At 72.6% G+C, this 20,532-nt stretch carries 22 protein-coding genes; 13 read left to right on the plus strand and 9 right to left on the minus strand.

Annotated features, from left to right (window positions below; all coding sequences use genetic code 11):
* The first annotated feature begins 86 nt into the window (after positions 1–86).
* The 7 genes from ACIRFL_RS24405 (at position 87) to ACIRFL_RS24435 (ending at position 6,243) form a co-directional block, all read left to right on the plus strand.
* On the plus strand, positions 87–851 hold the full coding sequence (locus tag ACIRFL_RS24405) for a HipA family kinase (protein WP_404032015.1): 765 nt from the start codon (positions 87–89) through the stop codon (positions 849–851).
* A complete protein-coding gene (locus ACIRFL_RS24410) occupies positions 848–1,264 on the plus strand; it encodes a DUF3037 domain-containing protein (protein WP_404032018.1) in 417 nt (138 codons plus the stop codon). Before ACIRFL_RS24405 ends, ACIRFL_RS24410 begins: the two co-directional genes overlap by 4 nt.
* A 173-nt stretch (positions 1,265–1,437) precedes the next feature.
* Entirely contained in the window at positions 1,438–2,199 is a 762-nt protein-coding gene (fabG, locus tag ACIRFL_RS24415; protein WP_404032020.1) for a 3-oxoacyl-ACP reductase FabG, read from the plus strand.
* Positions 2,200–2,229: 30 nt separating this feature from the next.
* Positions 2,230–2,991, plus strand: coding sequence for an SDR family oxidoreductase (locus ACIRFL_RS24420; RefSeq protein WP_404032022.1), 762 nt, complete (start codon positions 2,230–2,232; stop codon positions 2,989–2,991).
* A 266-nt stretch (positions 2,992–3,257) separates the two neighbouring features.
* Positions 3,258–4,835, plus strand: coding sequence for an ABC transporter substrate-binding protein (locus tag ACIRFL_RS24425; RefSeq protein ID WP_404032025.1), 1,578 nt, complete (start codon positions 3,258–3,260; stop codon positions 4,833–4,835).
* An 81-nt stretch (positions 4,836–4,916) separates the two neighbouring features.
* On the plus strand, positions 4,917–5,600 hold the full coding sequence (locus ACIRFL_RS24430; protein ID WP_404032027.1) for a uracil-DNA glycosylase: 684 nt from the start codon (positions 4,917–4,919) through the stop codon (positions 5,598–5,600).
* 142 nt (positions 5,601–5,742) lie between these two features.
* On the plus strand, positions 5,743–6,243 hold the full coding sequence (locus ACIRFL_RS24435) for a hypothetical protein (RefSeq protein ID WP_404032029.1): 501 nt from the start codon (positions 5,743–5,745) through the stop codon (positions 6,241–6,243).
* A 317-nt stretch (positions 6,244–6,560) separates the two neighbouring features.
* Here the strand turns inward: ACIRFL_RS24435 and ACIRFL_RS24440 are convergent, their stop codons facing one another.
* The 3 genes from ACIRFL_RS24440 to ACIRFL_RS24450 all read right to left on the minus strand — a co-directional run bounded on the left by ACIRFL_RS24440 (position 6,561) and on the right by ACIRFL_RS24450 (position 8,264).
* Positions 6,561–7,004 (minus strand): hypothetical protein, encoded by a 444-nt coding sequence (locus ACIRFL_RS24440; RefSeq protein ID WP_404032031.1) that lies wholly within the window; start codon positions 7,002–7,004, stop codon positions 6,561–6,563.
* Positions 7,005–7,117: 113 nt separating this feature from the next.
* Positions 7,118–7,630, minus strand: a complete 513-nt coding sequence (locus ACIRFL_RS24445) for a DinB family protein (protein WP_404032034.1) — start codon at positions 7,628–7,630, stop codon at positions 7,118–7,120.
* The gene (locus ACIRFL_RS24450; protein ID WP_404032036.1) at positions 7,620–8,264 is read right to left on the minus strand and encodes a TetR/AcrR family transcriptional regulator; all 645 of its coding nucleotides are present in this window, start codon (positions 8,262–8,264) and stop codon (positions 7,620–7,622) included. The genes ACIRFL_RS24445 and ACIRFL_RS24450 overlap by 11 nt, the downstream gene beginning before the upstream one ends.
* Before the next feature lie 132 nt (positions 8,265–8,396).
* Here ACIRFL_RS24450 and ACIRFL_RS24455 point away from each other — a divergent pair, with 132 nt between their 5' ends.
* Together ACIRFL_RS24455 and ACIRFL_RS24460 are read left to right on the plus strand one after the other, a co-directional pair.
* On the plus strand, positions 8,397–9,572 hold the full coding sequence (locus ACIRFL_RS24455; RefSeq protein WP_404032039.1) for an FAD-dependent monooxygenase: 1,176 nt from the start codon (positions 8,397–8,399) through the stop codon (positions 9,570–9,572).
* A 113-nt stretch (positions 9,573–9,685) separates the two neighbouring features.
* A complete protein-coding gene (locus ACIRFL_RS24460) occupies positions 9,686–10,597 on the plus strand; it encodes a Gfo/Idh/MocA family protein (RefSeq protein WP_404032042.1) in 912 nt (303 codons plus the stop codon).
* On the opposite strand, the gene lnt is transcribed toward ACIRFL_RS24460, so the two are convergent.
* Positions 10,515–12,095 carry an apolipoprotein N-acyltransferase gene (gene lnt / locus ACIRFL_RS24465; RefSeq protein WP_404032044.1) on the minus strand — a complete coding sequence of 527 codons (1,581 nt, stop codon included), beginning with the start codon at positions 12,093–12,095 and terminating at the stop codon, positions 10,515–10,517. The two genes, ACIRFL_RS24460 and lnt, sit on opposite strands and share 83 nt — an antisense overlap.
* A gap of 76 nt (positions 12,096–12,171) precedes the next feature.
* Entirely contained in the window at positions 12,172–12,657 is a 486-nt protein-coding gene (locus ACIRFL_RS24470; RefSeq protein WP_404032046.1) for a nuclear transport factor 2 family protein, read from the minus strand.
* Between the two features lie 160 nt (positions 12,658–12,817).
* Here ACIRFL_RS24470 and ACIRFL_RS24475 point away from each other — a divergent pair, with 160 nt between their 5' ends.
* Complete coding sequence (locus ACIRFL_RS24475; protein WP_404032049.1) at positions 12,818–13,807, plus strand: LLM class flavin-dependent oxidoreductase; 990 nt, start codon at positions 12,818–12,820, stop codon at positions 13,805–13,807.
* A 128-nt stretch (positions 13,808–13,935) separates the two neighbouring features.
* Here ACIRFL_RS24475 and ACIRFL_RS24480 read toward each other — a convergent pair whose 3' ends face one another.
* The gene (locus ACIRFL_RS24480) at positions 13,936–14,682 is read right to left on the minus strand and encodes a hypothetical protein (RefSeq protein ID WP_404032149.1); all 747 of its coding nucleotides are present in this window, start codon (positions 14,680–14,682) and stop codon (positions 13,936–13,938) included.
* 406 nt (positions 14,683–15,088) lie between these two features.
* On the opposite strand from ACIRFL_RS24480, the gene ACIRFL_RS24485 reads away from it, so the two are divergent.
* Complete coding sequence (locus ACIRFL_RS24485; protein ID WP_404032051.1) at positions 15,089–15,829, plus strand: SDR family oxidoreductase; 741 nt, start codon at positions 15,089–15,091, stop codon at positions 15,827–15,829.
* Positions 15,830–15,920: 91 nt separating this feature from the next.
* On the opposite strand, the gene ACIRFL_RS24490 is transcribed toward ACIRFL_RS24485, so the two are convergent.
* Positions 15,921–16,100: a hypothetical protein gene (locus ACIRFL_RS24490; RefSeq protein WP_404032054.1), complete on the minus strand. Its 180-nt coding sequence runs from the start codon at positions 16,098–16,100 to the stop codon at positions 15,921–15,923.
* Positions 16,101–16,196: 96 nt separating this feature from the next.
* Positions 16,197–17,072, minus strand: coding sequence for an undecaprenyl-diphosphate phosphatase (locus ACIRFL_RS24495; protein ID WP_404032057.1), 876 nt, complete (start codon positions 17,070–17,072; stop codon positions 16,197–16,199).
* Between the two features lie 277 nt (positions 17,073–17,349).
* On the opposite strand from ACIRFL_RS24495, the gene ACIRFL_RS24500 reads away from it, so the two are divergent.
* On the plus strand, positions 17,350–18,483 hold the full coding sequence (locus ACIRFL_RS24500; protein ID WP_404032060.1) for a Gfo/Idh/MocA family protein: 1,134 nt from the start codon (positions 17,350–17,352) through the stop codon (positions 18,481–18,483).
* Between the two features lie 296 nt (positions 18,484–18,779).
* On the opposite strand, the gene ACIRFL_RS24505 is transcribed toward ACIRFL_RS24500, so the two are convergent.
* Positions 18,780–19,244: a winged helix-turn-helix transcriptional regulator gene (locus ACIRFL_RS24505; RefSeq protein WP_404032063.1), complete on the minus strand. Its 465-nt coding sequence runs from the start codon at positions 19,242–19,244 to the stop codon at positions 18,780–18,782.
* A 117-nt stretch (positions 19,245–19,361) separates the two neighbouring features.
* On the opposite strand from ACIRFL_RS24505, the gene ACIRFL_RS24510 reads away from it, so the two are divergent.
* Positions 19,362–20,531, plus strand: coding sequence for a thiolase family protein (locus ACIRFL_RS24510; RefSeq protein ID WP_404032066.1), 1,170 nt, complete (start codon positions 19,362–19,364; stop codon positions 20,529–20,531).
* Position 20,532: the final 1 nt, after the last annotated feature.

A 20,532-nucleotide genomic window follows, 5' to 3' on the forward strand; every position in this document is an offset into this window, starting at 1 on the left:
AGATGGGGATGCGGGCGGAAAGTCTCCGGATTCTCCCCAGGGCTGTTCGCGGATTGGAAGGTCAAGTCGGCGTGTAACCTGGGAAAATGCTGTCTGAGGTCACCGCGATCCGCTACATCACGCCGCTGCGTGAGGGGGGTTCGCTGCCGGGGCTCGTCGAGGGTGACGACCTCCATACCTATGTCATGAAGTTCACCGGGGCGGGCCAGGGCCGCAAGACCCTGGTCGCCGAGGTGGTCTGCGGGGAACTGGCGCGCCGGCTCGGCTTCCGGGTGCCCCCGCTGGTGACGATCGCGCTCGACCCGGTCCTGGGACTCGGCGAGCCCGACCGGGAGGTGCAGGAACTCCTCAGGTCCAGCGGCGGCACCAACCTCGGGATGGACTTCCTCTCCGGCGCGCTCGGCTTCGACCCGCTGGCCTTCGCCGTGGACCCCCGGGAGGCCGGGCGGATCGTCTGGTTCGACGCGCTGGTGAACAACGTCGACCGCTCCTGGCGCAACCCCAACCTGCTGATGCACCGCGGCGACCTGTGGCTCATCGACCACGGCGCCACCATGATCTGGCACCACAACTGGCCCGGCGCCGACTCCTCCGCAGCCCGCCCGTACGACGCCTCGGACCACGCCCTGGCCCGGTTCGCACCGGACGTCGCGGCGGCCGCCGCCGCGCTGGCCCCCCTGGTCACCGGGGACCTGCTCGCCGAGGTGACCGCCGAGATCCCCGACGCCTGGCTCGCCGACGAGCCCGGCTTCGACACGCCGGACGACCTCCGGCGCGCCTACGCACGGCCGCTCCTCGCCCGGGCCGCCGTCATCCACCAGCGCATCACCGGCATCGAGGGGGCCAAGTGACCGAGCGGCACATCATCAGGCCGGGCCAGGGCGGCGGCCGTGACGTCTTCGAGTACGCCGTGCTGCGCGTCGTGCCCCGCGTCGAGCGCGGTGAGTGCATCAACGCGGGCGTGGTCGTGTACTGCCGGGCCAGGGCGTATGTGGGCGCCCGCATCCAACTGGACGAGGCCAGGCTGCTGGCGCTCGACCCGGCCGCGGACACGGACGGCGTACGGGCGGCGCTCCGCGCGATCGAGGCGGTGTGCGCCGGTGGCGAGGCGGCCGGGCAGGCGGCCGGGGACGACGCGGGACGGCGCTTCCGCTGGCTGATCGCGCCCCGCTCGACGGTGGTGCAGCCCGGCCCCGTGCACACCGGGCTCACCACGGATCCGGCGGCCGAGGCGGAGCGATTGCTGGACCTCCTGGTGAGGTAATGGATCACATGCGCCGGGTGTGCCGTTGACACCGGGTGCCCGGGCTTCTAGCGTCACGTCCACCGAGGGTACTAAGCGGTCGCTCACCGGTCGGGCGTACCGTGGGAGCCGCAGACCGGCCCGGCCGGCCGGCTCTGCCGACCAGGAATTCTCAAGGGCGAGGAGAACCAGCAATGTCCAGCACTGAGCAGCGGGTCGCCGTGGTCACCGGAGGCGCCCGCGGTATCGGCGCCGCCACCGCCGTACGACTGGCCGCCGAGGGCCGCGCGGTCGCGGTGATCGACCTCGACGAGGCCGCCTGCAAGGACACCGTGGAGCAGATCACCGCCGCCGGCGGCAGGGCCGTCGCGGTCGGCGCCGACATCTCGGACGAGGCCCAGGTCGAGGCCGCCGTCGCGCGCGTCGTCGGGGAACTGGGCGCCCCCACGATCCTGGTCAACAACGCCGGCGTGCTCCGGGACAACCTGCTGTTCAAGATGACGACGGCCGACTGGGACACCGTCATGAACGTGCACCTGCGCGGCTCGTTCCTGATGACCAGGGCCCTCCAGAAGCACATGGTGGACGCCGGCTGGGGCCGGATCGTCAACCTCTCCTCGTCCTCGGCGCTGGGCAACCGCGGCCAGGTCAACTACTCCGCCGCCAAGGCCGGCCTGCAGGGCTTCACCAAGACCCTCGCCATCGAACTCGGCAGGTTCGGCATCACCGCCAACGCCGTCGCCCCCGGCTTCATCGCCACCGAGATGACCAAGGCCACCGCCGAGCGCGTCAAGATGGGCTTCGAGGAGTTCAAGGCGGCCGCCGCCACCCAGATCCCGGTGCAGCGCGTCGGCGAGCCCGAGGACATCGCCAACGCCATCGCCTTCTTCACCGGCGAGGCGGCCGGTTTTGTCTCCGGGCAGGTGCTGTACGTGGCCGGCGGACCGCTCGACTAGGACCGATGAGGGACGATGAGGGACACGGACATGACTGAACTCCCGGAGCCGTCCGGCAAGGTCGCCCTCGTCACGGGCGCCAGCCGGGGCATCGGCTATGGCGTCGCCGAGGCGCTGGTCGCGCGCGGCGACCGCGTCTGCATCACCGGCCGGGGCGAGGACGCCCTCAAGGAGGCCGTCGACAGGCTCGGTGCCGACCGGGTCGTCGCCGTGGCGGGCAAGGCCCACGACCTGGCGCACCAGGCCGAGGCAGTGGAGCGCGCCATGGACGCGTTCGGCCGCGTCGACTTCCTGGTCAACAACGCCGGCACCAACCCGGTGTTCGGGCCGATGGCCGACCTCGATCTGAACGTCGCGCGCAAGGTGTTCGAGACGAACGTGATCTCCGCGCTCGGCTTCGCCCAGAAGACCTGGCATGCCTGGCAGAAGGACAACGGCGGCGCGATCGTCAACATCGCCTCGGTGGCGGGCCTCGCGCCCTCCCCGTTCATCGGCGCCTACGGCGTCAGCAAGGCCGCCATGATCAACCTCACCCAGCAGCTGGCGCACGAGTTCGCGCCCGGGGTGCGGGTCAACGCCATCGCCCCGGCCGTCGTCAAGACCAGATTCGCCAAGGCCCTGTACGAGGGCCGCGAGGCGGAGGCAGCCGCCGCCTACCCGCTCGGGCGGCTCGGCGTGCCCTCCGACATAGGGGGAGCGGCGGCGTTCCTCACCTGCGAGCAGTCCGACTGGATCACCGGGCAGACCCTCGTCGTGGACGGCGGCATCTTCCTCAACGCGGGCGTCGGCTGACCGCCGCGCGCTGACGGGCCGCGCCGGCACCCGGGCGCGCGGAGAGCCGTCGTGCGAAGAGCCGTCGCGCGGGTAACGATCGGGCGCACGAGAGCGTCGTTTCCTTGACGGGAACGGCGCTCTCGTCCGTGCGCGAGGGGTCCTCGGGGCATGACAACGTCGTCATGAACGACCTGATCAGAGCCCTGTGCGAAGCGGGTTCGCCCGGCCCGGCACTGCGGTATGGTCTGCCGACCCCTTGGTATGCCAGATCGAGGAGCGTGCGCGTGTTCAACCGGAACCGATGCCTGCGTCACCTGGCGGCGATCGCGTCCATATCCCTGGTGACCGGGTGCGCAGTCTTCTCCGACGGCGATCCGAACAGCGAGGAACCGATCGTCGTCGGGACCACCAGCGCGCCGAGCACGCTGGACCCCGCCGCGGCCTGGGACGGCTCGTGGGAGCTGTTCCGCAACATCTACCAGACCCTCGTCGCCTACCCCAACGGCTCCACCACGCCCCAGCCGGACGCCGCCAAGCGCTGCGCGTTCACCGACGGTTCGAACCGCACCTACCACTGCGCACTCCGCTCGGGCCTCAGGTTCGCCGACGGCGACCCGCTGACCGCCGAGGCCGTCAAATACTCCGTCGACCGGATCAGGGCCATCGACGCGCCGAGCGGCCCCGCCGGACTCCTCGGCAGCCTCGACCGGGTCGAGATCCGCGGAGACCACGACGTCTACTTCCGCCTCAACCAGCCCGACGCGACCTTCCCGTTCGTGCTCGCCACCCCGGCCATGTCGATCGTCGACCCGCGCGACTACCCGGCCCGCTCGCTGCGCGAGGACGGCACGGTCCACGGGTCCGGGCCGTACGAGCTGCGCGCGTACGAGGAGGGCAAGAAGGCCGAACTGGTCCGCAACGACCGCTACCAGGGCTTCGCCGACCGGCGGAACGAGGCCGTGACGATCCGCTACTTCCAAAACTCCGCCGCCATGGTCAAGGCGCTGCGCGCCAAGGACATCGACCTGACCTACCGCGGTCTCGCGGCCGGCGACATCATCGCCCTCCAGGACCACCAGTCGCAGGACCTGCAACTGGTCGACGGCGCCGGCACGGACATCAGCTACCTGGTCTTCAACCCGAAGGACCCCTGGGCGGACCGACTCGCCGTGCGCAAGACCGTGGCCCAGGTCGTGGACCGCGCCGCCATCGCGCACAAGGTCTACAAGGACACCGTGGACCCCCTGTACTCCATGGTCCCCAAGGGCCTGACCGGCCACACCACCGGCTTCTTCGACGACTTCGGCGAACCCGACGTCGCCCGGGCGCGCACGATCCTCACCGAGGCGGGCATCACCGGGCGCGTCCCGCTGACCCTCTGGTACACCACCGACCGGTACGGCTCCGAGACCGCGAAGGAGTTCCAGGAGCTGAAGAGGCAGCTGGAGGACTCCGGCCTGTTCAGGATCACCCTGAAGAGCCGCCCCTGGAAGACGTATGTGGTGGGCTACCAGAAGGGCGAGTACCCGGTGTTCGGCCGCGGCTGGTTCCCTGACTTCCCCGACGCGGACAACTTCATCGCCCCGTTCGTCGGCGAGCAGAACGCCCTCGGCACCCCCTACCCGGCGCCCCGGATCACCAAGGAGCTGCTGCCCGCGTCCCGGCGCGAGAGCGACCGCGCGAACGTGGTGAAGCAGTTCGAGGAGGCGCAGCAGATACTGGTGGACGACGCCCGGCTGCTGCCGCTGTGGCAGGGACGGCAGTACGTGGCGGCCAGCGACGACATCTCGGGCGGCGAGCGCGCGCTCGACCCCTCGACGATCATGATGATGTGGGAGCTGCACCGCAAGACCAGCTGGTGACGGCGGTCGCGGCACCGATTGTCAGTGGTCGCCTGTAGGTTCTGAGACCAGCAAGTGACCGCACACCGTAAGGACGTTGACGTGACCGACATCGCCATGCTGCCCGGGTCCTGGCGCGGGGTTCTGGGCGACGAACTGCAGCAGACCTACTTCAAGGAGCTGACCGAGTTCGTCGAGGAGGAGCGGGCGAAGGGTCCCGTCTACCCGCCGCGCGAGGAGGTCTTCGCCGCGCTGGACGCGACGCCGTACGAGAAGGTCAAGGTGCTCATCCTCGGCCAGGACCCGTACCACGGCGAGGGCCAGGGACACGGCCTGTGCTTCTCGGTGCGGCCCGGGGTGAAGACACCGCCCTCCCTGCGGAACATCTACAAGGAGATGAAGGAGGAGCTGGGCACGCCGATCCCGGACAACGGCTATCTGATGCCGTGGGCCGAGCAGGGCGTGCTGCTGCTCAACGCGGTCCTCACGGTGCGCGGGGGCGAGGCGAACTCGCACAAGGGCAAGGGCTGGGAGAAGTTCACCGACGCGGTGATCCGCGCGGTGGCCGAGCGGCCGGACCCGGCCGTTTTCGTGCTGTGGGGCAACTACGCGCAGAAGAAGCTCCCGCTGATCGACGAGACCCGCCATGTGGTGGTCAAGGGCGCGCACCCCTCGCCGCTGTCCGCGAAGAAGTTCTTCGGCTCCCGGCCGTTCACGCAGATCAACGAGGCGATCGCCCGGCAGGGCCACGAGCCGGTCGACTGGACGATCCCGGACCTCGGCTGACCGCGCCGAAGCCCGCCGGGTGCCGTACGGGGGCGCCTGACCGGGATTGCCGTCCCCCCCGGTTAGCGTCGGGGTGGGACGGGGAGCGCGGCGGCCGGCCGGCGGCTCGCGGTGCCTGCGGCCATGAGACGGAGGAGGCGCCGTGGTGGAGCGACAGGAGCAGGCCGCGCCGGAGGGCGTACTGACCCGCATCGGGCAGGTCGTCATGCTGCACCACGGCGGGGACCGCGAGGAGGCCAGGCGCCGACTGCTCGACCTGTGGTCGGAGATCGGGCAGGACGGGGACCCGCTGCACCGCTGCACACTGGCGCACTATCTGGCCGACACGCAGGACGATCCCTCGGACGAACTGGCCTGGGACCTGAGGGCGTTGTCAGCGGCCCAGGAGGCGGCGCAGGCCGCGGCGCACGGCGGGCCGGACGGTGCTGCGGGCGCGGTCCGCGGCTTCTACCCGTCGCTGCACCTCAACCTCGCCGCCGACTATGTGAAGCTGGGCCGCACCGATGCGGCCCGCAGCCATCTGCGCCGGGCCCACTACGCGGCCGGGGCCCTCGCCGACGACAGCTACGGCGACGGCGTACGGGCGGCAATCACCAGACTGACCCTCCACCTGGCCGCCCCACCCCCCGACGAGGCCCCCTGACAGCGCCCCGAAGGGGCGCGGGGAACTGCGCGCCCAGCCACGATGGCGCTACAGACAACGATGGCGGTTCGCGCCCCCGAAGGGGCGCGGGGAACTGCGCGATCAGCCACGACGTTGCCGCAGACGCCCGACGGCGGTTCGCGCCCTGAAGGGGCGCGGGGCTGTATCAATATGCGGCTCCGCCGCGCGGGCGCGACCAGCCACGACGGCGCTGCAAACGACGACGGCGCTGCAAACGACGACGGCGCTGCAATCGACAACGGCGCTGCAGACGCCGATGGCGCATCGCGGCCTGGCCAGCGGAGCGCATCGGTCCGTCAACGACCGTACGTCCGCTCGCAGATGTGGGACTCCGGGCTGTCCGGGGGCCAGCCGCCGTACTGTCGGCCCAGGGCGCACACGTCCGGGGGCGCGAGGGTGGACCGGGACCGTCGGGGGGCGCCGGCGCGCGGCCGTGGGTGGGGATGTGCGCGGGGCGAGGAGGACTGCCCGGGCGACGGCGTGGCCGCCGGAGCGCTCGGCGCGGCCCGTTCCTTGCGCTCGGGGCGCCGGGAGGGGCCGACCATCTCCAGCGCCTCCCGGGCCGGCGCCTGCACCACCCGTGGCTCGGCGCTGCCGTCCGGCCGGGGCGCCGAGGGCTGCGACCGTGCCGTACCACCCGGCGGCCCGGCGGTCGGCGGGCGCTGGACGGTGACACAGCCGGTCAGGGCCGAGACGGCCACGGTGACCAGAAGCGCGGCGGCGGTCGTCGTTCGATGCACCCACGCAACTCTGCTGCTTCAGCCACCCGATCGGGACGACGGGCGAGCGCAGAATGCCCCGCAGGGGTGATCTCCCGCCCCGCGTGGGTGAAGCGGCGGTGTGCACGGTGACGTCATTCGCCGGTGGCGCCGTCGATCCGCTCGCGGATCAGGTCCGCGTGGCCGTTGTGCCGGGCGTACTCCTCGATCATGTGGGTGTAGATCCAGCGGAGGCTGAACGGTTCCTTCGAGAACCGGCTCACGCCCCGGGAGAGGTCGTCGAGTCCGAAGCCGGCCGCGTGGCGCCGGGCGGTCTCGATCTCGGCCTGCCAGGTGGCGTACGCCTCCTGCCAGGTGTCCGACTCGGTGAGGTGGAACTCGCCGTCCGGGTCTTCCTCGCTGTAGTAGATCGGTCCCGGATCGTCGCCGACCAGCACCTTGCGGAACCAGTTCCGTTCGACCTCCGCCAGGTGCCGCACCAGCCCCATGAGGGACAGCTCGGACGGTGCGACCGAGGCGGTTCTGAGCTGGGCGTCGGTCAGGTCCGCGCACTTCAGGGCCAGGGTGTCGCGGTGGTAGTCGAGCCAGCCCTCCAGCATCGTCCGCTCGTCGGCGTTCTGGGCCGGCTCCCGGCGCTCATTCGTCATGGCCGTCATTGTGGCCCGCCCGGCCCGCCTGCGGCACGGAATTTCCGCCGCCCAGCATCCCGTCGAGCAATTCCCGCACCCCGGCCCGTACTTCGGCCAGGCTCGGCACCCGCGTGCTGAACGATCCGGCGACGCACGAGAACATCAGCCCGTCCGCCCAGGCGACCAGGGACAGCGCGTGCCGCTCCGGTTCGGTCGAGCCAAGCGCGGCGGCCATGGCGGTCAGCTGCTCCCGGAAGACGGCGCCCGTCGCGTCGTAGAAGGCCCGCAGGGCGGGGCGGCGCGTGGCCTCCAGGGCCAGCTCGTAACGGGAGACCAGCAGCTCGCGGTGGCGGGTGACGGTCCGGTGTGTCGCCAGGGCCAGGGCGTCCACGAGCGCGTCGCGGCCGCCGCGCGGGTCGGGCATCTCGTCCAGGGCGAGCACCCGCGCCTCCCGGACGGCATGCCGCCGCACCACCACCTCCAGCAGGGCCTGGCGGGTGCGGGCGACGTTCGAGGTCGAGCCCTGCGGCAGGCCGGCCGCCTCGTCGACCGCGCGATGGGTCAGTCCGCGCATGCCGCGCTCGGCGAGCAGCGCGATGGCGGTGTCGGCGACGAGGTCCGCACGGGAGGCGGCCGGGGTGTGGACGGACATGGGACGACCCTACCCGCGGCACTACGCCTGTAGTACAGTCGAGGTGCCGCCTTACTACACTTGTAGTGCGCCCGGCGGTGAAGCCAGGTCACCCGGGTCTGTGGTGGACCCCCGCGCGCTCTTGGAGGAGTCATGGCACAGTCGTCCCGCGCCGTCGTCATCGGTGGCGGAATCGGAGGTCTGACCGCCGCGGCGGCCCTGCACCGGCACGGCTGGCAGGTCACCGTCCTGGAACGGGCCGGCTCCCTGGCCCCGGTCGGCGCGGCCATCTCGCTCGCCCCGAACGCGCTGCGCGCCCTGGACGTCATCGGCATCGGCGACCAGATCCGCGACCTGGCCGCCTGGCAGGGGGACGGCGGACTGCGCACCCCGAGCGGTCGCTGGCTCTCGCGTTCCAGCGCCGAGGCCGCAGCGGCCCGGTTCGGCGGCCCCCTCGTCCTGCTCCACCGCTCCACCCTCATCGACGGCATCGCCGCCCTGCTCCCGCCGGACACGGTCCGCACGGCCGCCGACGCCGTCCTCGCGGACCCCGGCGGCACCGGCCGGCCGGCCAGGGTGACCGCCGCGGGCGAGGAGTGGGAGGCCGACCTGGTGGTCGGCGCTGACGGCATCCGCTCCGCCGTGCGCACGGCGCTCTTCCCCGACCACCCCGGACCGGTGTACGCCGGGTTCACCACCTGGCGGATCGTGATCCCGGTGCCCGGAGTCCGGTTCGCCTCGCACGAGACATGGGGCCGGGGCCGCATCTGGGGCACGCACCCGCTCAAGGACGGCCGGGTGTACGCGTACGCCGCCGCCACCCTCCCGGCCGGCGAGCGCGCCCCCGACGACGAGAAGGCCGAACTGCTGCGCCGGTTCGGCGACTGGCACGACCCGATCCCCGCCGTCCTCGCCGCGGCCCGCCCCGAGGACGTCCTGCGGCACGACGTCCACCACATCGCCGAGCCGCTGCCCGCCCACCACCGCGGCCGCAGCGCGCTCCTCGGCGACGCCGCGCACGCGATGCCGCCCACCCTCGGCCAGGGCGGCAACCAGGCCATCGAGGACGCCGTCGTGCTCGCCCACCACGCCCGCGACCTCGCCGCCTACACCGCGGCCCGGCTGCCGCGCACCACCGCCATCGCCCGGCAGGCCGTCAGGGTGAGCCGCCTCAACCTGACCGGGAACCGCGCCGCCATCGCCGTGCGCAACACCGCCGTCGCCGCGCTCTCCAAGGCCGGACCCGCCCTGTTCCTGCGCGGATTCGACGGCATCGCCGACTGGCGTCCCCCGTATGCTTCCGAGCAGGCACCGCTGGGCAAGCGCTAGGCCCTGTCGTCAAACCCCCGCCTGCCCCACGACGCCATGCACGCACTCTCGCCGCAGGGCCCGCCCTCCGGGCGAATGACGGGAGTTCGACGACAGGACCCAGGGGAGAGCACGTGAAGATCGGTTGCATCGGACTCGGCGACATCGCGCAGAAGGCGTATCTGCCGGTGCTCGGCGCGCTGCCCGGGCTCGAACTGCATCTGCAGACCCGGACGCCCGCGACCCTCGACCGGGTCGCCGACGCGCTGCGGGTCCCCGCCGCCCAGCGGCACCCCACCCTGGACTCGCTGCTCGACGGGGGGCTCGACGCCGCCTTCGTGCACGCGCCCACCGCGGCCCACCCCGAGATCGTCACCCGCCTCCTCGACGCCGGCATACCGACGTACGTCGACAAGCCGCTCGCCTACGAACTCGCCGAATCCCGGCGGCTGGTGGCGCTCGCCGAGCAGCGGGACGTGTCCCTCGCCGTCGGCTTCAACCGGCGCCACGCCCCCGGATACGTGCAGTGCGCCGACCACCCGCGCGAGCTGATCCTGATGCAGAAGAACCGCATCGGGCTGCCGGAGGAGCCGCGCACGATGATCCTCGACGACTTCATCCACGTCGTCGACACCCTGCGCTTCCTGGTTCCCGGCCCCGTCGAGGACGTGACCGTGCGGGCCCGTCTGCAAGGCGGACTGCTGCACCACGTCGTGCTGCAACTCGCCGGGGACGGCTTCACCGCGCTCGGCGTGATGAACCGGCTCAGCGGCTCCGCGGAGGAGATCCTCGAAGTCTCCGGGCAGGACACCAAACGTCAGGTGGTCAACCTCGCCGAGGTGATCGACCACAAGGGCCAGCCGACGGTGCGGCGGCGCGGCGACTGGGTGCCGGTGGCCCGGCAGCGCGGCATCGAGCAGGCGGTGCTCGCCTTCCTGGACGCCGTGCGCGCCGGCACGGTGCTCAGTGCCCGTGACGCACTGGCGACTCACGAACTGTGCGAGCGTGTGGTGCGTGCGGTGCGGGAGCGCCCCGCCGCGCCCTGACCGCCCGTGCGCCCTCCGCCACGCCCAGGGCGGCCAGCACCAGCAGCGCCCCCTGTACCGGCCAGTCGCCGTAGCGGACGTACGGCGTGATCCCGTGCGCGAGCGGCACCTCGTAGACGCGGGCGGCGCTCGCGTCGGTGCCGAGCCACGGGCCGAGCCGCCGCCCGTCCGGGCCGTAGACGGCGGAGATCCCGGTCAGCGTCGCGTGCACCATCGGACGGCCGGTCTCCGCGGCGCGCAGCGCGGCCAGCGAGGCGTGCTGCGCGGGCGCCCAACTGCGCTGGAACGTCGACGTGGAGGACTGGCCCAGCAGCACGTCCGCGCCGTCCTGGGCGAGATGCCGGCTCATGTCGGGGAACGCGGTCTCGAAGCAGACCATCGGGCCGAGACGCAGCCCGTGCCCGACGTCCATCACCACCTGCTCGGTGCCCCGCCTGCGGTCCTCGCCCGCCGCCTTGCCGACCGACGTCGCCCAGCCCAGCAGCGAGCGGGCCGGTATGTACTCGCCGAAGGGGACCAGCCGCATCTTGTCGTAGCGGGCGCCGGTCGGGCCCTCAGGGCCGATCAGCACCGAACTCTTGTAGATGCCCGGCCGGTCCGAGCGGCGGGCGTCCACGTTGACGAGCACGTCCGCGCCCGTCTCGCGGGACAGCGCGGCGATCCGACGGGCCAGGTCGGGCCGGTCGGCCAGGTCGAAGCCGACGCTGCTCTCGCCCCACACGACCAGGTCCGGGTGCCCTCCCACGAGCTGCCGGGTGAGCTGTTCCGCACGGTCGAAGCGCCCCTCGCCGCTGTCGCCGCCGCCGATGACGCCCGGCTGGACGACCGCGATCCGGACCCGGCCCTCGTCGGACGGGCGCGGCGACCACGCCCAGGCCGCCGAGGTCGCCGCCGCCGTGGCGACGAGCGAGGCGAGCGCCGGCGTCCGGGACTCGCGCACCGACACCAGCACCGCCACCGCGACGTTCACGGCCACCACCAGGAAGCTGAGCAGCCACACCCCGCCCACCGAGGCGAGCCGCAACGCCGGCTCCACCTGCCACTGGCTCGACCCGAGCATGCCCCAGGGGCCGCCGAGCCCCTGCCAGGACCGGACCAGCTCCACGGCCAGCCACGCCGACGGCAGCACCAGCAGCGCGGCGGCGCCCCGGCCGGGCGAGGGCGTCCCGCCCAGGAACCGGCGCACCAGCCAGCCCCAGGGCAGCCACAACGCGCCCAGCAGCGCCGCTATCAGAAACAGGAAGACATGCAGGCTCGGCAGCAGCCAGTGGTGCACCGCCACCATGAAGCCGATACCGCCGCACCAGCCGTCGAGCGCGGCGCGCCGCCCGGTGGGTGCCGAGCGGGCCAGCAGGATCCACGGGACCAGGGCGACATACGCGAACCACCAAAGGGCGGGCGCCGGGAAGGACAGCACCGGCAGGGCGCCCGCGAGGACGGCGGCGGCCGAGCGGCGCCACGCGGAGGCGAGCAGGCGGTCGAGCGTCCGCGTCCTCATGATGCCTGGCCTCCCTGCGCAGCGGCTGTCTCCAGTGTGCGCGCCGGGCGGCACCCGCCGACAGGGGGCCCCGGACTCAGTCGATCAGCGGCGCGGGACGCGGATCGGGCAGGCGGCGCCACTTCTCCTCGACGACCACCTCGCGCAGCCGCCAGCCGTCCGGCGTGCGCAGCAGCCTGAAGCCGTAGCGGCCACCGCACACGAAGTCGGGCGCCGTCGAGCCGCCGTCGCCGCCGGCCAGCCGCATCGGGTTGAGGTAGTCGGCCCGCACCTCGGCGGTGTCCCCGGTGTCCCGTTGCAGGATCCCGAACCGCACCCGGCGGTTGACGATCAGATGCTGGCGCATCACGAACCGGCCGAGGCTGTCGGCCAGCCAGGCGGCGACCCGGGCCGCCTCACCCTCGATGCCGCCGGCGGACCGGTAGTCCGCCCGCCCGTCGTCGGTGAACAGGGCCCGGTACGCGGCCCAGTCCCCGTCGTCCACGGCCGTCGCGTACTCGGTGACGAGCCCGTCCACGGTCATTCGGTCCATCACGGTAGCGAGGTCCACACGCTGCGTCATCGACTCAGTGTTGGTCACGGGGCGCGCGGAGCCAAGGGGGTGTGCGACGACATTCGGGCGAAACTTCGGACGACGAACCACCGCGGCGGGTCAGGACGCCCGCGCGGCGCGCATCCCGCCCGCCCGCTCGTGCCGTCAACTCCCTTTCTATACTGGGCGGATGATCACCGTTCCGGTCGGCGCACTCGAAGTGGCCATGGTGCAGTCGGGCGCCCGGGCCGTGGACACGCTGCGGGACACCGGCGCGTTCGCCCGCCGCCTCGACGCCCTCGGTTACCGGCGCCTCTGGTACGCCGAGCACCACCACTCCCCGGCCATCGGGGCGTTCCCGCCCATCGTCCTGATCGCCCACGCCGCCGCGTCGACGTCGTCCGTCCGTCTCGGATCCGGCGGCGTCCTCGCGCCGAACCACGCCCCGATCATGCTGGCTGAGCAGTTCGGCACGCTCGCCGCACTGCACCCCGGACGGATCGACCTGGGCATCGGCCGGGGACCCGGCACCTTCGACGAGGCGACGGCGCGGGCCCTGCGGCGCGGCGCCGGACCGGCGACGGACGACGAGTACCGCGACGACGTGTCGGCGACCCTGCGGCTCCTGGTGGACGAGATGGCGCTCGACCCGCTGCCGGAGCCCTGGCTGCTCGGCTCCAGCACGGCCGGCGCCGCGCTCGCCGCGGAACTCGGCCTGCCGATCGCCTTCGCCCACCACATACGCCCCGACAACACGCTCGCCGCGCTGCACCACTACCGCGCCCACTTCTCCCCGTCCCGCTGGTGCCCGCGCCCCCGCGTGCTCCTGTGCGTGGAAACCGTGTGCGCCGAGACCCAGCAGGAGGCGGCCCGGCTCGCCGGCCCGATGGACGTCGTCAAGGCCGGACTCCTCCAAGGGCGGGGCGACATCCCCTTCCCGACGCCCGAAGAGGCCGCCGCCCACGCGTTCACCGCGGACGAGAGGCGGGCGTTGGCGGCCTTCCGCGCCCACCAGGCGCACGGCTCACCCGAGACGGTCGCACGGCGCCTGAGCGACCTGCTGGCCGCGACCCACGCGGACGAACTCATGCTGACGACACCCGTCTACGCGCTGGCCGACCGGCTGAGGTCGTACGAACTCCTCAAGGAGTACGTCACACCGGCGGCTACCGGCCGCTAGGCCGTGTTGTGGGAGGCGCGGGCGGCCATCCCGTGAGGTCGTTCGCGGACCCGGTGCGCAAGGGCCGCCCCTCGGGTCTGCCGCTGCGGACCGGGTCCTGACTGGTGCGCCCGCCCTCGGAGCGGGCTTCAGCTCTTGAGGCGGTCGCGGTCCCCCATCACCACGACGGGGTGGCGGGCCGGATCGAGGGTGCGCAGCAGGGTCTTCATCCCGGACTCGGGAACGGTCACGCAGGCCGACGTACCGTCACCGTGGTCCAGGTGCAGCCATATGCCGCCGCCCTTCTCCACCCCTTCGGGCCGGTTCCAGTCGTACGGCGGGGCGCCCTTGAGCCGGTTGTAGTTGATCGCTATGACGTAGTCGAAGTCATGGGCGTGGGCTTCGTCATCGCTGATCGTGGGGGCGAAGGCGTTGTCGTCGTGCCAGTACTCGAGCCGGCTGCCCGGATCCGACAGCGCGCCGCCCGCGTCGGTCAGCGTGAACACACCGACGGGGCTGCGCTCGTCGTCCAAGCGATGCTCCGTCGTCCAGCCCATCCGGCCGTTGTGCCCGCGCCAACTGCCCGTGGCGTCCCAGGCCGTGCCCCGCTTCTCGTAGAGGACGACGAGACTGTCGGGCGAATCCCGGCTGTCGCCGTAGACCACCACGAGCTGACGGGTGTCGGCCGGCACCTGCTTCCACATCCGGTCTCCGAGGCCCGGGGGGCGTATGCCCACCGCTGGGCGCGGGGAGCCGGACGACGCCGGGTTGTTGATACCCGGGGCACCGCCCGGGTAGGCCCGGTCCGCGGTGTCACCGCAGGCCGTGGTCGCCGCCAGCAGGACGCCGCAGGCGAGGGCCGCGGGTATGGCGTGGCGCGCACCGCCGCGTCGCATCGGCCGCAAGAAGGGCCGGGTAACAGTTGATGTCCGCATGATCAGGATCTTGTGGCGGAACGAACCCCCTACGCATCCGCACACGGGCATCTGGCCTAAGCACATCGGCCGACCGGCGTGCCGTCCGTACGGCGCGGTCACCGGGGCCGGACCGCCGTGACGCGGCGGCCCTCGGGGCCGGTGGTGGACCTGACGCCCGGCCGGCCGCTCACCGCGACGCGATCATGCCGCCCAGGGTGAACGGCTGCGCCACATGACCTCGCCGAACCGATCCCACGCCGCTGTCAGTGCCTCGGCCCGGCGAACGACCGTCACCTGCCGAGATCGCCCGGCGGGATGCGGGGCGTGGTTCCGGGCGGTCGTAGAGTGAGTGATCTTCGAGCGCGCACATCACCTGGAGGTCCCCATGACACGCCCCGTCACGGTCGTCACCGGCGGCAGCCGGGGGATCGGCGCCGCGACCTGTCTGCGGCTCGCCGCGGACGGTCACGACCTGGTCGTCGGCTACGTCCGGGACGCGGCGGCGGCCGAGTCGGTCGCGGACGGGGTGCGCGCGGCGGGGGGCCGCTGCGTGACCGTGCGCGTGGACACGGCCGTGGAGGCCGACGTGGAGCGGCTGTTCGACACGGCGGAGGAACGGCTCGGCCCCGTCACCGGTCTGGTGAACAACGCCGGGGTGAGCGGCCCCCTGGGACGGCTGGCCGACACGGACACCGCCGATCTGCGCCGGGTCGTCGAGGTCAATCTCCTCGGCACGCTGCTGTGCTCGCGTCGGGCCGCCCGTCTCATGGCGGCCCGGGGCAACGGCGTGATCGTGAACGTCTCGTCCGGGGCCGCCACGCTGGGCAGCCCCGGGGAGTACGTCCACTACGCGGCGACCAAGGCCGCCGTCGACACCCTCACCCTCGGCCTGGCGAAGGAACTCGGCCCGGACGGCGTCCGCGTCAACGCGGTCGCCCCCGGCGCGATCGACACGGAGATGCACGCGGCGATGGGCGATCCGGACCGCGCGCACCGCATGGCCGCCACGATCCCGCTGCGCCGGCCCGGCCGGGCGGAGGAGATCGCCGCCGCGATCGCCTGGCTGATGTCCGCGGATGCCTCGTACACCACCGGCGCGGTGCTGCGGGTGGCGGGCGGCCGGTAGGGACCGGCCGCCGGGCCCGGCGACCTCCCGGCGGGCGCGGCGCGCCAGGGCGGGCGGAGCGCGCCCGCGGGTCCCCTGTCCGCCCGGAAGGTCAGGCCGCCTCGATGATCTCGCCGCGGATCGCCTCGGCCCACTCGACCACCAGCAACTCGTACTCCGCGCGCTCCTGGGCCGACAGGGATCCACCCGCACGCAGCCACAGGGCCCGGATCTGTTCGTTCACCTCGGCGGCAGACCGCAGGGAACCAGGGGGTAGGGAATCGGGGGACATGCGGACAAGCCTAGGGCCAAGCACTGACACTGCGCTACCGCACCGCTACGGAGACCGTATGGAGTCGGTCACGGGCGCGGCCGGTGGCCCGGACGGTCAGCCCGCCGACTCGGCCGCGTGCGGGCTGAGCACCCCCGCCGTCACCAGGGCGATGATGACGATGCCGAGCGCGACCCGGTAGTAGACGAACGGCATGAAGCTCTTCGACGAGATGAACTTCATGAACCAGGCGATCACCGCGTAGCCGGAGGCGAAGGCGATCACCGTCGCGAAGAGCGTCGGACCCCACGCGACGTGGCCGCTGCTCATCGCGTCCTTCACCTCGAACATCCCGGAGGCGAGGACGGCCGGAATGGCGAGCAGGAACGAGTACCGGGCCGCCGCCTCGCGCCGGTAGCCCATGAACAGGCCGCCACTGATCGTGGCGCCGGAGCGGGAGACTCCGGGGATGAGGGCGCAGGCCTGGCACAGGCCGTAGATCAGGCCGTCCCGGACGCCCAGGTTCTCCAGGGACTTGCGTTGCTTGGGGGCGCGGTGCCGGCCGCCCTTCTCGTCGCGGGCCGCGAGCCGGTCCGCGAAGCCTATGACGAGGCCGACGACGATCAGCATGGTCGCCGTGATCCGCAGATCGCGGAACGGGCCCTCGATCTGGTCCTTGAGCGTCACGCCCAGCACGCCGATCGGGATCGAGCCGATGATCACCAGCCAGCCCATCTGGGCGTCGTGGTCCTGCCGCATCGCCTTGTCGAACAGCGACCGGAACCAGGCCACGACGATCCGGCCGATGTCCTTGCGGAAGTAGATCAGCACCGCGGCCTCGGTGCCGATCTGGGTGATGGCCGTGAAGGCGGCGCCCGGGTCCTTCCAGCCGGAGAAGGCGGCGGTCAGCCGCAGGTGCGCGCTGGAAGAGACCGGAAGGAACTCGGTCAGCCCCTGGACGAGTCCGAGGACGAGGGATTCAAACCAAGACATGGAGGTGAGAGGTCCAAGTGCTGATCGGGAAAGCCGGGGAATGCGGCGATCATGTGTGCCGAGGGGCAGCGTAGCGCCCCGGGATGACGCGCCCGACACAGGGGTTCGAACCCGGTTCCCGGCAGCGGACCGGGTGTTGACCGGCCGCGGGGCCGCCGCATACCTTGCAGCGCGGGGAAAGCGCTTGCTGGAAAGGGTTGTTGAAGCGGCTTGTCGAGGCCGCCCCGGCTGCGCAGCCCACCGCGTCCGCCGTCCCGGAGGAGTGCTGATCACGCCCATGCCCAGCTCGACGTCCCCGTTCACCGGCCGGCGCATCAGGGCCGCCGTCGTCGGCGCCGGCGCCATCGGGCGCGGTTCCCATCTGCCCGCGCTCGCCCGGCTCGCCGAGGAGGGCGAGACGGAGGTCGTGGCGGTCGTCGACATCGACGCCGCCGCGGCCGAGGAGTTCCGTGCCGCGGCGGGCATCCCGCAGGCCTACACCGACCTGGAGCGGATGCTCGCCGAGCAGCGGCCCGACCTGGTGACGATCTGCACCCCGCCGACCCTGCACCGCGCGCAGACCGTGGCCGCGCTGCGCGCCGGGGCCTGGGTGTGGTGCGAGAAGCCGCCGGTGCCCGCGCTCGCCGACTTCGACGCCATCGAGGCCGAGGAGGGCGCCGACGGCGGTCCGTACGCGGCGATCGTCTTCCAGCACCGGTTCGGCTCCGGCGCCCGGCATGTCCGCGCGCTGCTCGCCGGGCGGGCGCTCGGCCGGCCGCTGGTGGCGCACTGCCAGACGACCTGGTTCCGGGACGCCGCCTACTACGCGGTGCCCTGGCGGGGCCGCTGGCACACCGAGGGCGGCGGCCCCGCCATGGGTCACGGCATCCACCAGATGGACCTGCTGCTGGATCTGCTCGGGCCGTGGAGCGACGTGCGGGCGATGGCCGGCCGGCTGGTCCACGACGTGGAGACGGAGGACGTCTCGACCGCGCTGGTCCGTTTCGCGAACGGCGCCCTCGCGACGATCGTGAACAGCGTCCTCAGCCCGGACGAGGTCAGTCGCATCCGCATCGACTGCGAACGCGCCACCGTCGAGCTGACCCACCTGTACGGCCACGGCAACGCGGACTGGCGCATCATCCCGGCCCCCGGCGTGCCGTCCGAACAGGCCGCAGCCTGGCGGGACTTCGGCCCGGACGTGCCCAGCTCACACCTGGCACAGCTCAGGGAACTGATCGCCGACATGCGCGCGGGGCGGCGACCGCGCAGCAGCGGCGCGGACGGCCGCACCAGCCTGGAGCTGATCACCGCCCTGTACAAGTCGGCATTCACGGACACGACCGTGCGCCGGGCCGACATCACCCCCGGAGACCCCTTCTACACGGCACTACACGGCAACACCCCCGGCTGGTCCCCGACCACCCCCTGACGCAGCGCCCCAAAGGGGCGCGGGGAACGGCGCGCTCAGCCACAACCCAGCCGCACCCGAACGATGGTCGCGAGAGCGGGGGGTTTCTGGCGGGCCCGGCTGTGCCGCAGCGCCCCAAAGGGGCGCGGGGAACGGCGCGCCCAGCCACGACGCTCCCGCACCCGAACGAGGGTCGCACCACGGCAATCCCGAGCGGCCCGCAGCGAACCGGCGCCCCAAAGGGGCGCGGGGAACGGCGCGCTCAGCCACAACCCAGCCGCACCCGAACGACAGACCCCAACCCACCCACCGCAAAGCTACGCAGGCCCCCGCACAGTCCACCCCCCCATCTGCGGATACGCCGTAAGGCCCTCGTGTCGCACCGCGTCCCCGCACACCCCGCAGGTGACGACCGGCACCAGTTCGTGCCCGCATGCGTGCTCGATCACCATGGGACGGTCGCCGTCCTCGTGCAGATGGCGGTCGCCCCAGGCCATCAGGGTCAGCAGCACCGGCTCCAGTTCGAGCCCCGCCCGCGTCGGCCGGTACTCGAAGCGCAGCGGGCGCTCGCTGTAGGCGTGCTTGGTCAGGATCCCCGCGTCGACGAGCCGCCGCAGCCGGGTGGCGAGGATGTCGCGTGGTGCCCCGATGTTGCGGACCAGCTGGTCGAAGCGGCCGTTGCCGAGGCACGCCTCCCGGAGCACCAGCAGCGAGTACTTCTCGCCGACGAGCGCGAGCGTGTCGGCGATGGAGCAGGGGCGCGGGTTTTTCGTGGCGGCCATGACCCCCAGTCTAGGTGAGGGTTTGATTTTCCAATCGACCGGGTTATGGTGAGTTCGGATTTCCTACCCACCGGTAGCCGCCCAGCTCACGGAACGGCGGCCAAGGAGGCCCGCACCATGCGTGACGCAGTCATCGTCGAAGCCGTACGCACCCCGATCGGCAAGGGCAAGCCGAACGGCTCCCTCGCGCACGTCCACCCCGTGGAACTCCTCGCCCACACCCTGCGCGCCCTGGTGGAGCGCTCGGGCGTCGACCCGGCCCTGATCGACGACGTCATCGGCGGCACCGTCGACCAGGTCGGCGAGCAGGCCATGAACACCACCCGGTACGCCGTGCTGTCGGCCGGCTTCCCGGAGACCGTCCCGGCGACCACGGTGGACCGCCAGTGCGGCTCGTCCCAGCAGGCCGTGCACTTCGCCGCCCAGGGCGTGCTGTCCGGCGCCTACGACCTCGTCGTCGCCTGCGGCGTCGAGTCGATGAGCCGGGTGCCGATGTGGTCGAACGTGCCCGCGGGCAAGGACCCGTTCGGACCCGGAGTCGCCGCACGCTACCCGGAGGGACTTGTTCCGCAGGGCATCAGCGCCGAACTCATCGCCGCCAAGTGGTCCCTCACGCGCGCGCGGATGGACGAGTTCGCCGTCTCCTCCCACCGAAGGGCCGCCGCGGCATGGCGGGACGGGCTGTTCGACGCCGAGGTCGCGCCGCTGGACGGCGTCGCCCGCGACGAGTGCGTACGGCCGGACAGCACGCCCGAGATCCTTGCCGGACTCAGGCCCGCCTACCACGACCCCGGCTTCGCCGAGCGCTTCCCGCAGATCGAGTGGAACGTCACCGCGGGCAACGCCAGCCCCGTCAACGACGGCGCCTCCGCCGTCCTGATCGCCTCCGCCGACACCGCCGCCCGGCTCGGCCTGCGCCCGCTCGCCCGGCTGCACAGCTTCGCCGTCACCGGCTCCGACCCGCTGCTGATGCTCACGGGCGTCATCCCGGCCACGGAGAAGGTGCTGCGCAGAGCGGGGCTCACTCTCGGCGACATCGACCTGTTCGAGGTCAACGAGGCGTTCGCGAGTGTCGTCCTGGCCTGGCAGCAGGAGACCGGCGCCGACCCCGCCAGGGTCAACGTGCACGGTGGCGCGATCGCCCTCGGCCACCCGCTGGGCGCCAGCGGCACCCGGCTGACCACGACCCTCGTGCACGCGATGCGCGCCCGCGGCGCCCGCTACGGACTGCAGACCATGTGCGAGGCCGGCGGACTCGCCAACGCCATGGTCCTTCAGGCCGTCTGAC

Source organism: Streptomyces sp. NPDC102462, from assembly GCF_044765425.1.
Lineage (GTDB): Bacteria > Actinomycetota > Actinomycetes > Streptomycetales > Streptomycetaceae > Streptomyces.

Excerpts from the sequence above, each read along its gene's own strand:
- ACIRFL_RS24405 (WP_404032015.1), top strand. The coding sequence starts at position 87 with ATGCTGTCTGAGGTCACCGCGATCCGCTACATCACGCCGCTGCGTGAG.
- fabG (WP_404032020.1), top strand. The coding sequence starts at position 1,438 with ATGTCCAGCACTGAGCAGCGGGTCGCCGTGGTCACCGGAGGCGCCCGC.
- ACIRFL_RS24420 (WP_404032022.1), top strand. The coding sequence starts at position 2,230 with ATGACTGAACTCCCGGAGCCGTCCGGCAAGGTCGCCCTCGTCACGGGC.
- ACIRFL_RS24445 (WP_404032034.1), bottom strand. The coding sequence starts at position 7,630 with ATGACGAATGAGCGCCGGGAGCCGGCCCAGAACGCCGACGAGCGGACG.
- ACIRFL_RS24450 (WP_404032036.1), bottom strand. The coding sequence starts at position 8,264 with ATGTCCGTCCACACCCCGGCCGCCTCCCGTGCGGACCTCGTCGCCGAC.
- ACIRFL_RS24455 (WP_404032039.1), top strand. The coding sequence starts at position 8,397 with ATGGCACAGTCGTCCCGCGCCGTCGTCATCGGTGGCGGAATCGGAGGT.
- lnt (WP_404032044.1), bottom strand. The coding sequence starts at position 12,095 with ATGAGGACGCGGACGCTCGACCGCCTGCTCGCCTCCGCGTGGCGCCGC.
- ACIRFL_RS24470 (WP_404032046.1), bottom strand. The coding sequence starts at position 12,657 with ATGACGCAGCGTGTGGACCTCGCTACCGTGATGGACCGAATGACCGTG.
- ACIRFL_RS24475 (WP_404032049.1), top strand. The coding sequence starts at position 12,818 with ATGATCACCGTTCCGGTCGGCGCACTCGAAGTGGCCATGGTGCAGTCG.
- ACIRFL_RS24480 (WP_404032149.1), bottom strand. The coding sequence starts at position 14,682 with ATGCGACGCGGCGGTGCGCGCCACGCCATACCCGCGGCCCTCGCCTGC.
- ACIRFL_RS24485 (WP_404032051.1), top strand. The coding sequence starts at position 15,089 with ATGACACGCCCCGTCACGGTCGTCACCGGCGGCAGCCGGGGGATCGGC.
- ACIRFL_RS24490 (WP_404032054.1), bottom strand. The coding sequence starts at position 16,100 with ATGTCCCCCGATTCCCTACCCCCTGGTTCCCTGCGGTCTGCCGCCGAG.
- ACIRFL_RS24495 (WP_404032057.1), bottom strand. The coding sequence starts at position 17,072 with ATGTCTTGGTTTGAATCCCTCGTCCTCGGACTCGTCCAGGGGCTGACC.
- ACIRFL_RS24500 (WP_404032060.1), top strand. The coding sequence starts at position 17,350 with ATGCCCAGCTCGACGTCCCCGTTCACCGGCCGGCGCATCAGGGCCGCC.
- ACIRFL_RS24505 (WP_404032063.1), bottom strand. The coding sequence starts at position 19,244 with ATGGCCGCCACGAAAAACCCGCGCCCCTGCTCCATCGCCGACACGCTC.
- ACIRFL_RS24510 (WP_404032066.1), top strand. The coding sequence starts at position 19,362 with ATGCGTGACGCAGTCATCGTCGAAGCCGTACGCACCCCGATCGGCAAG.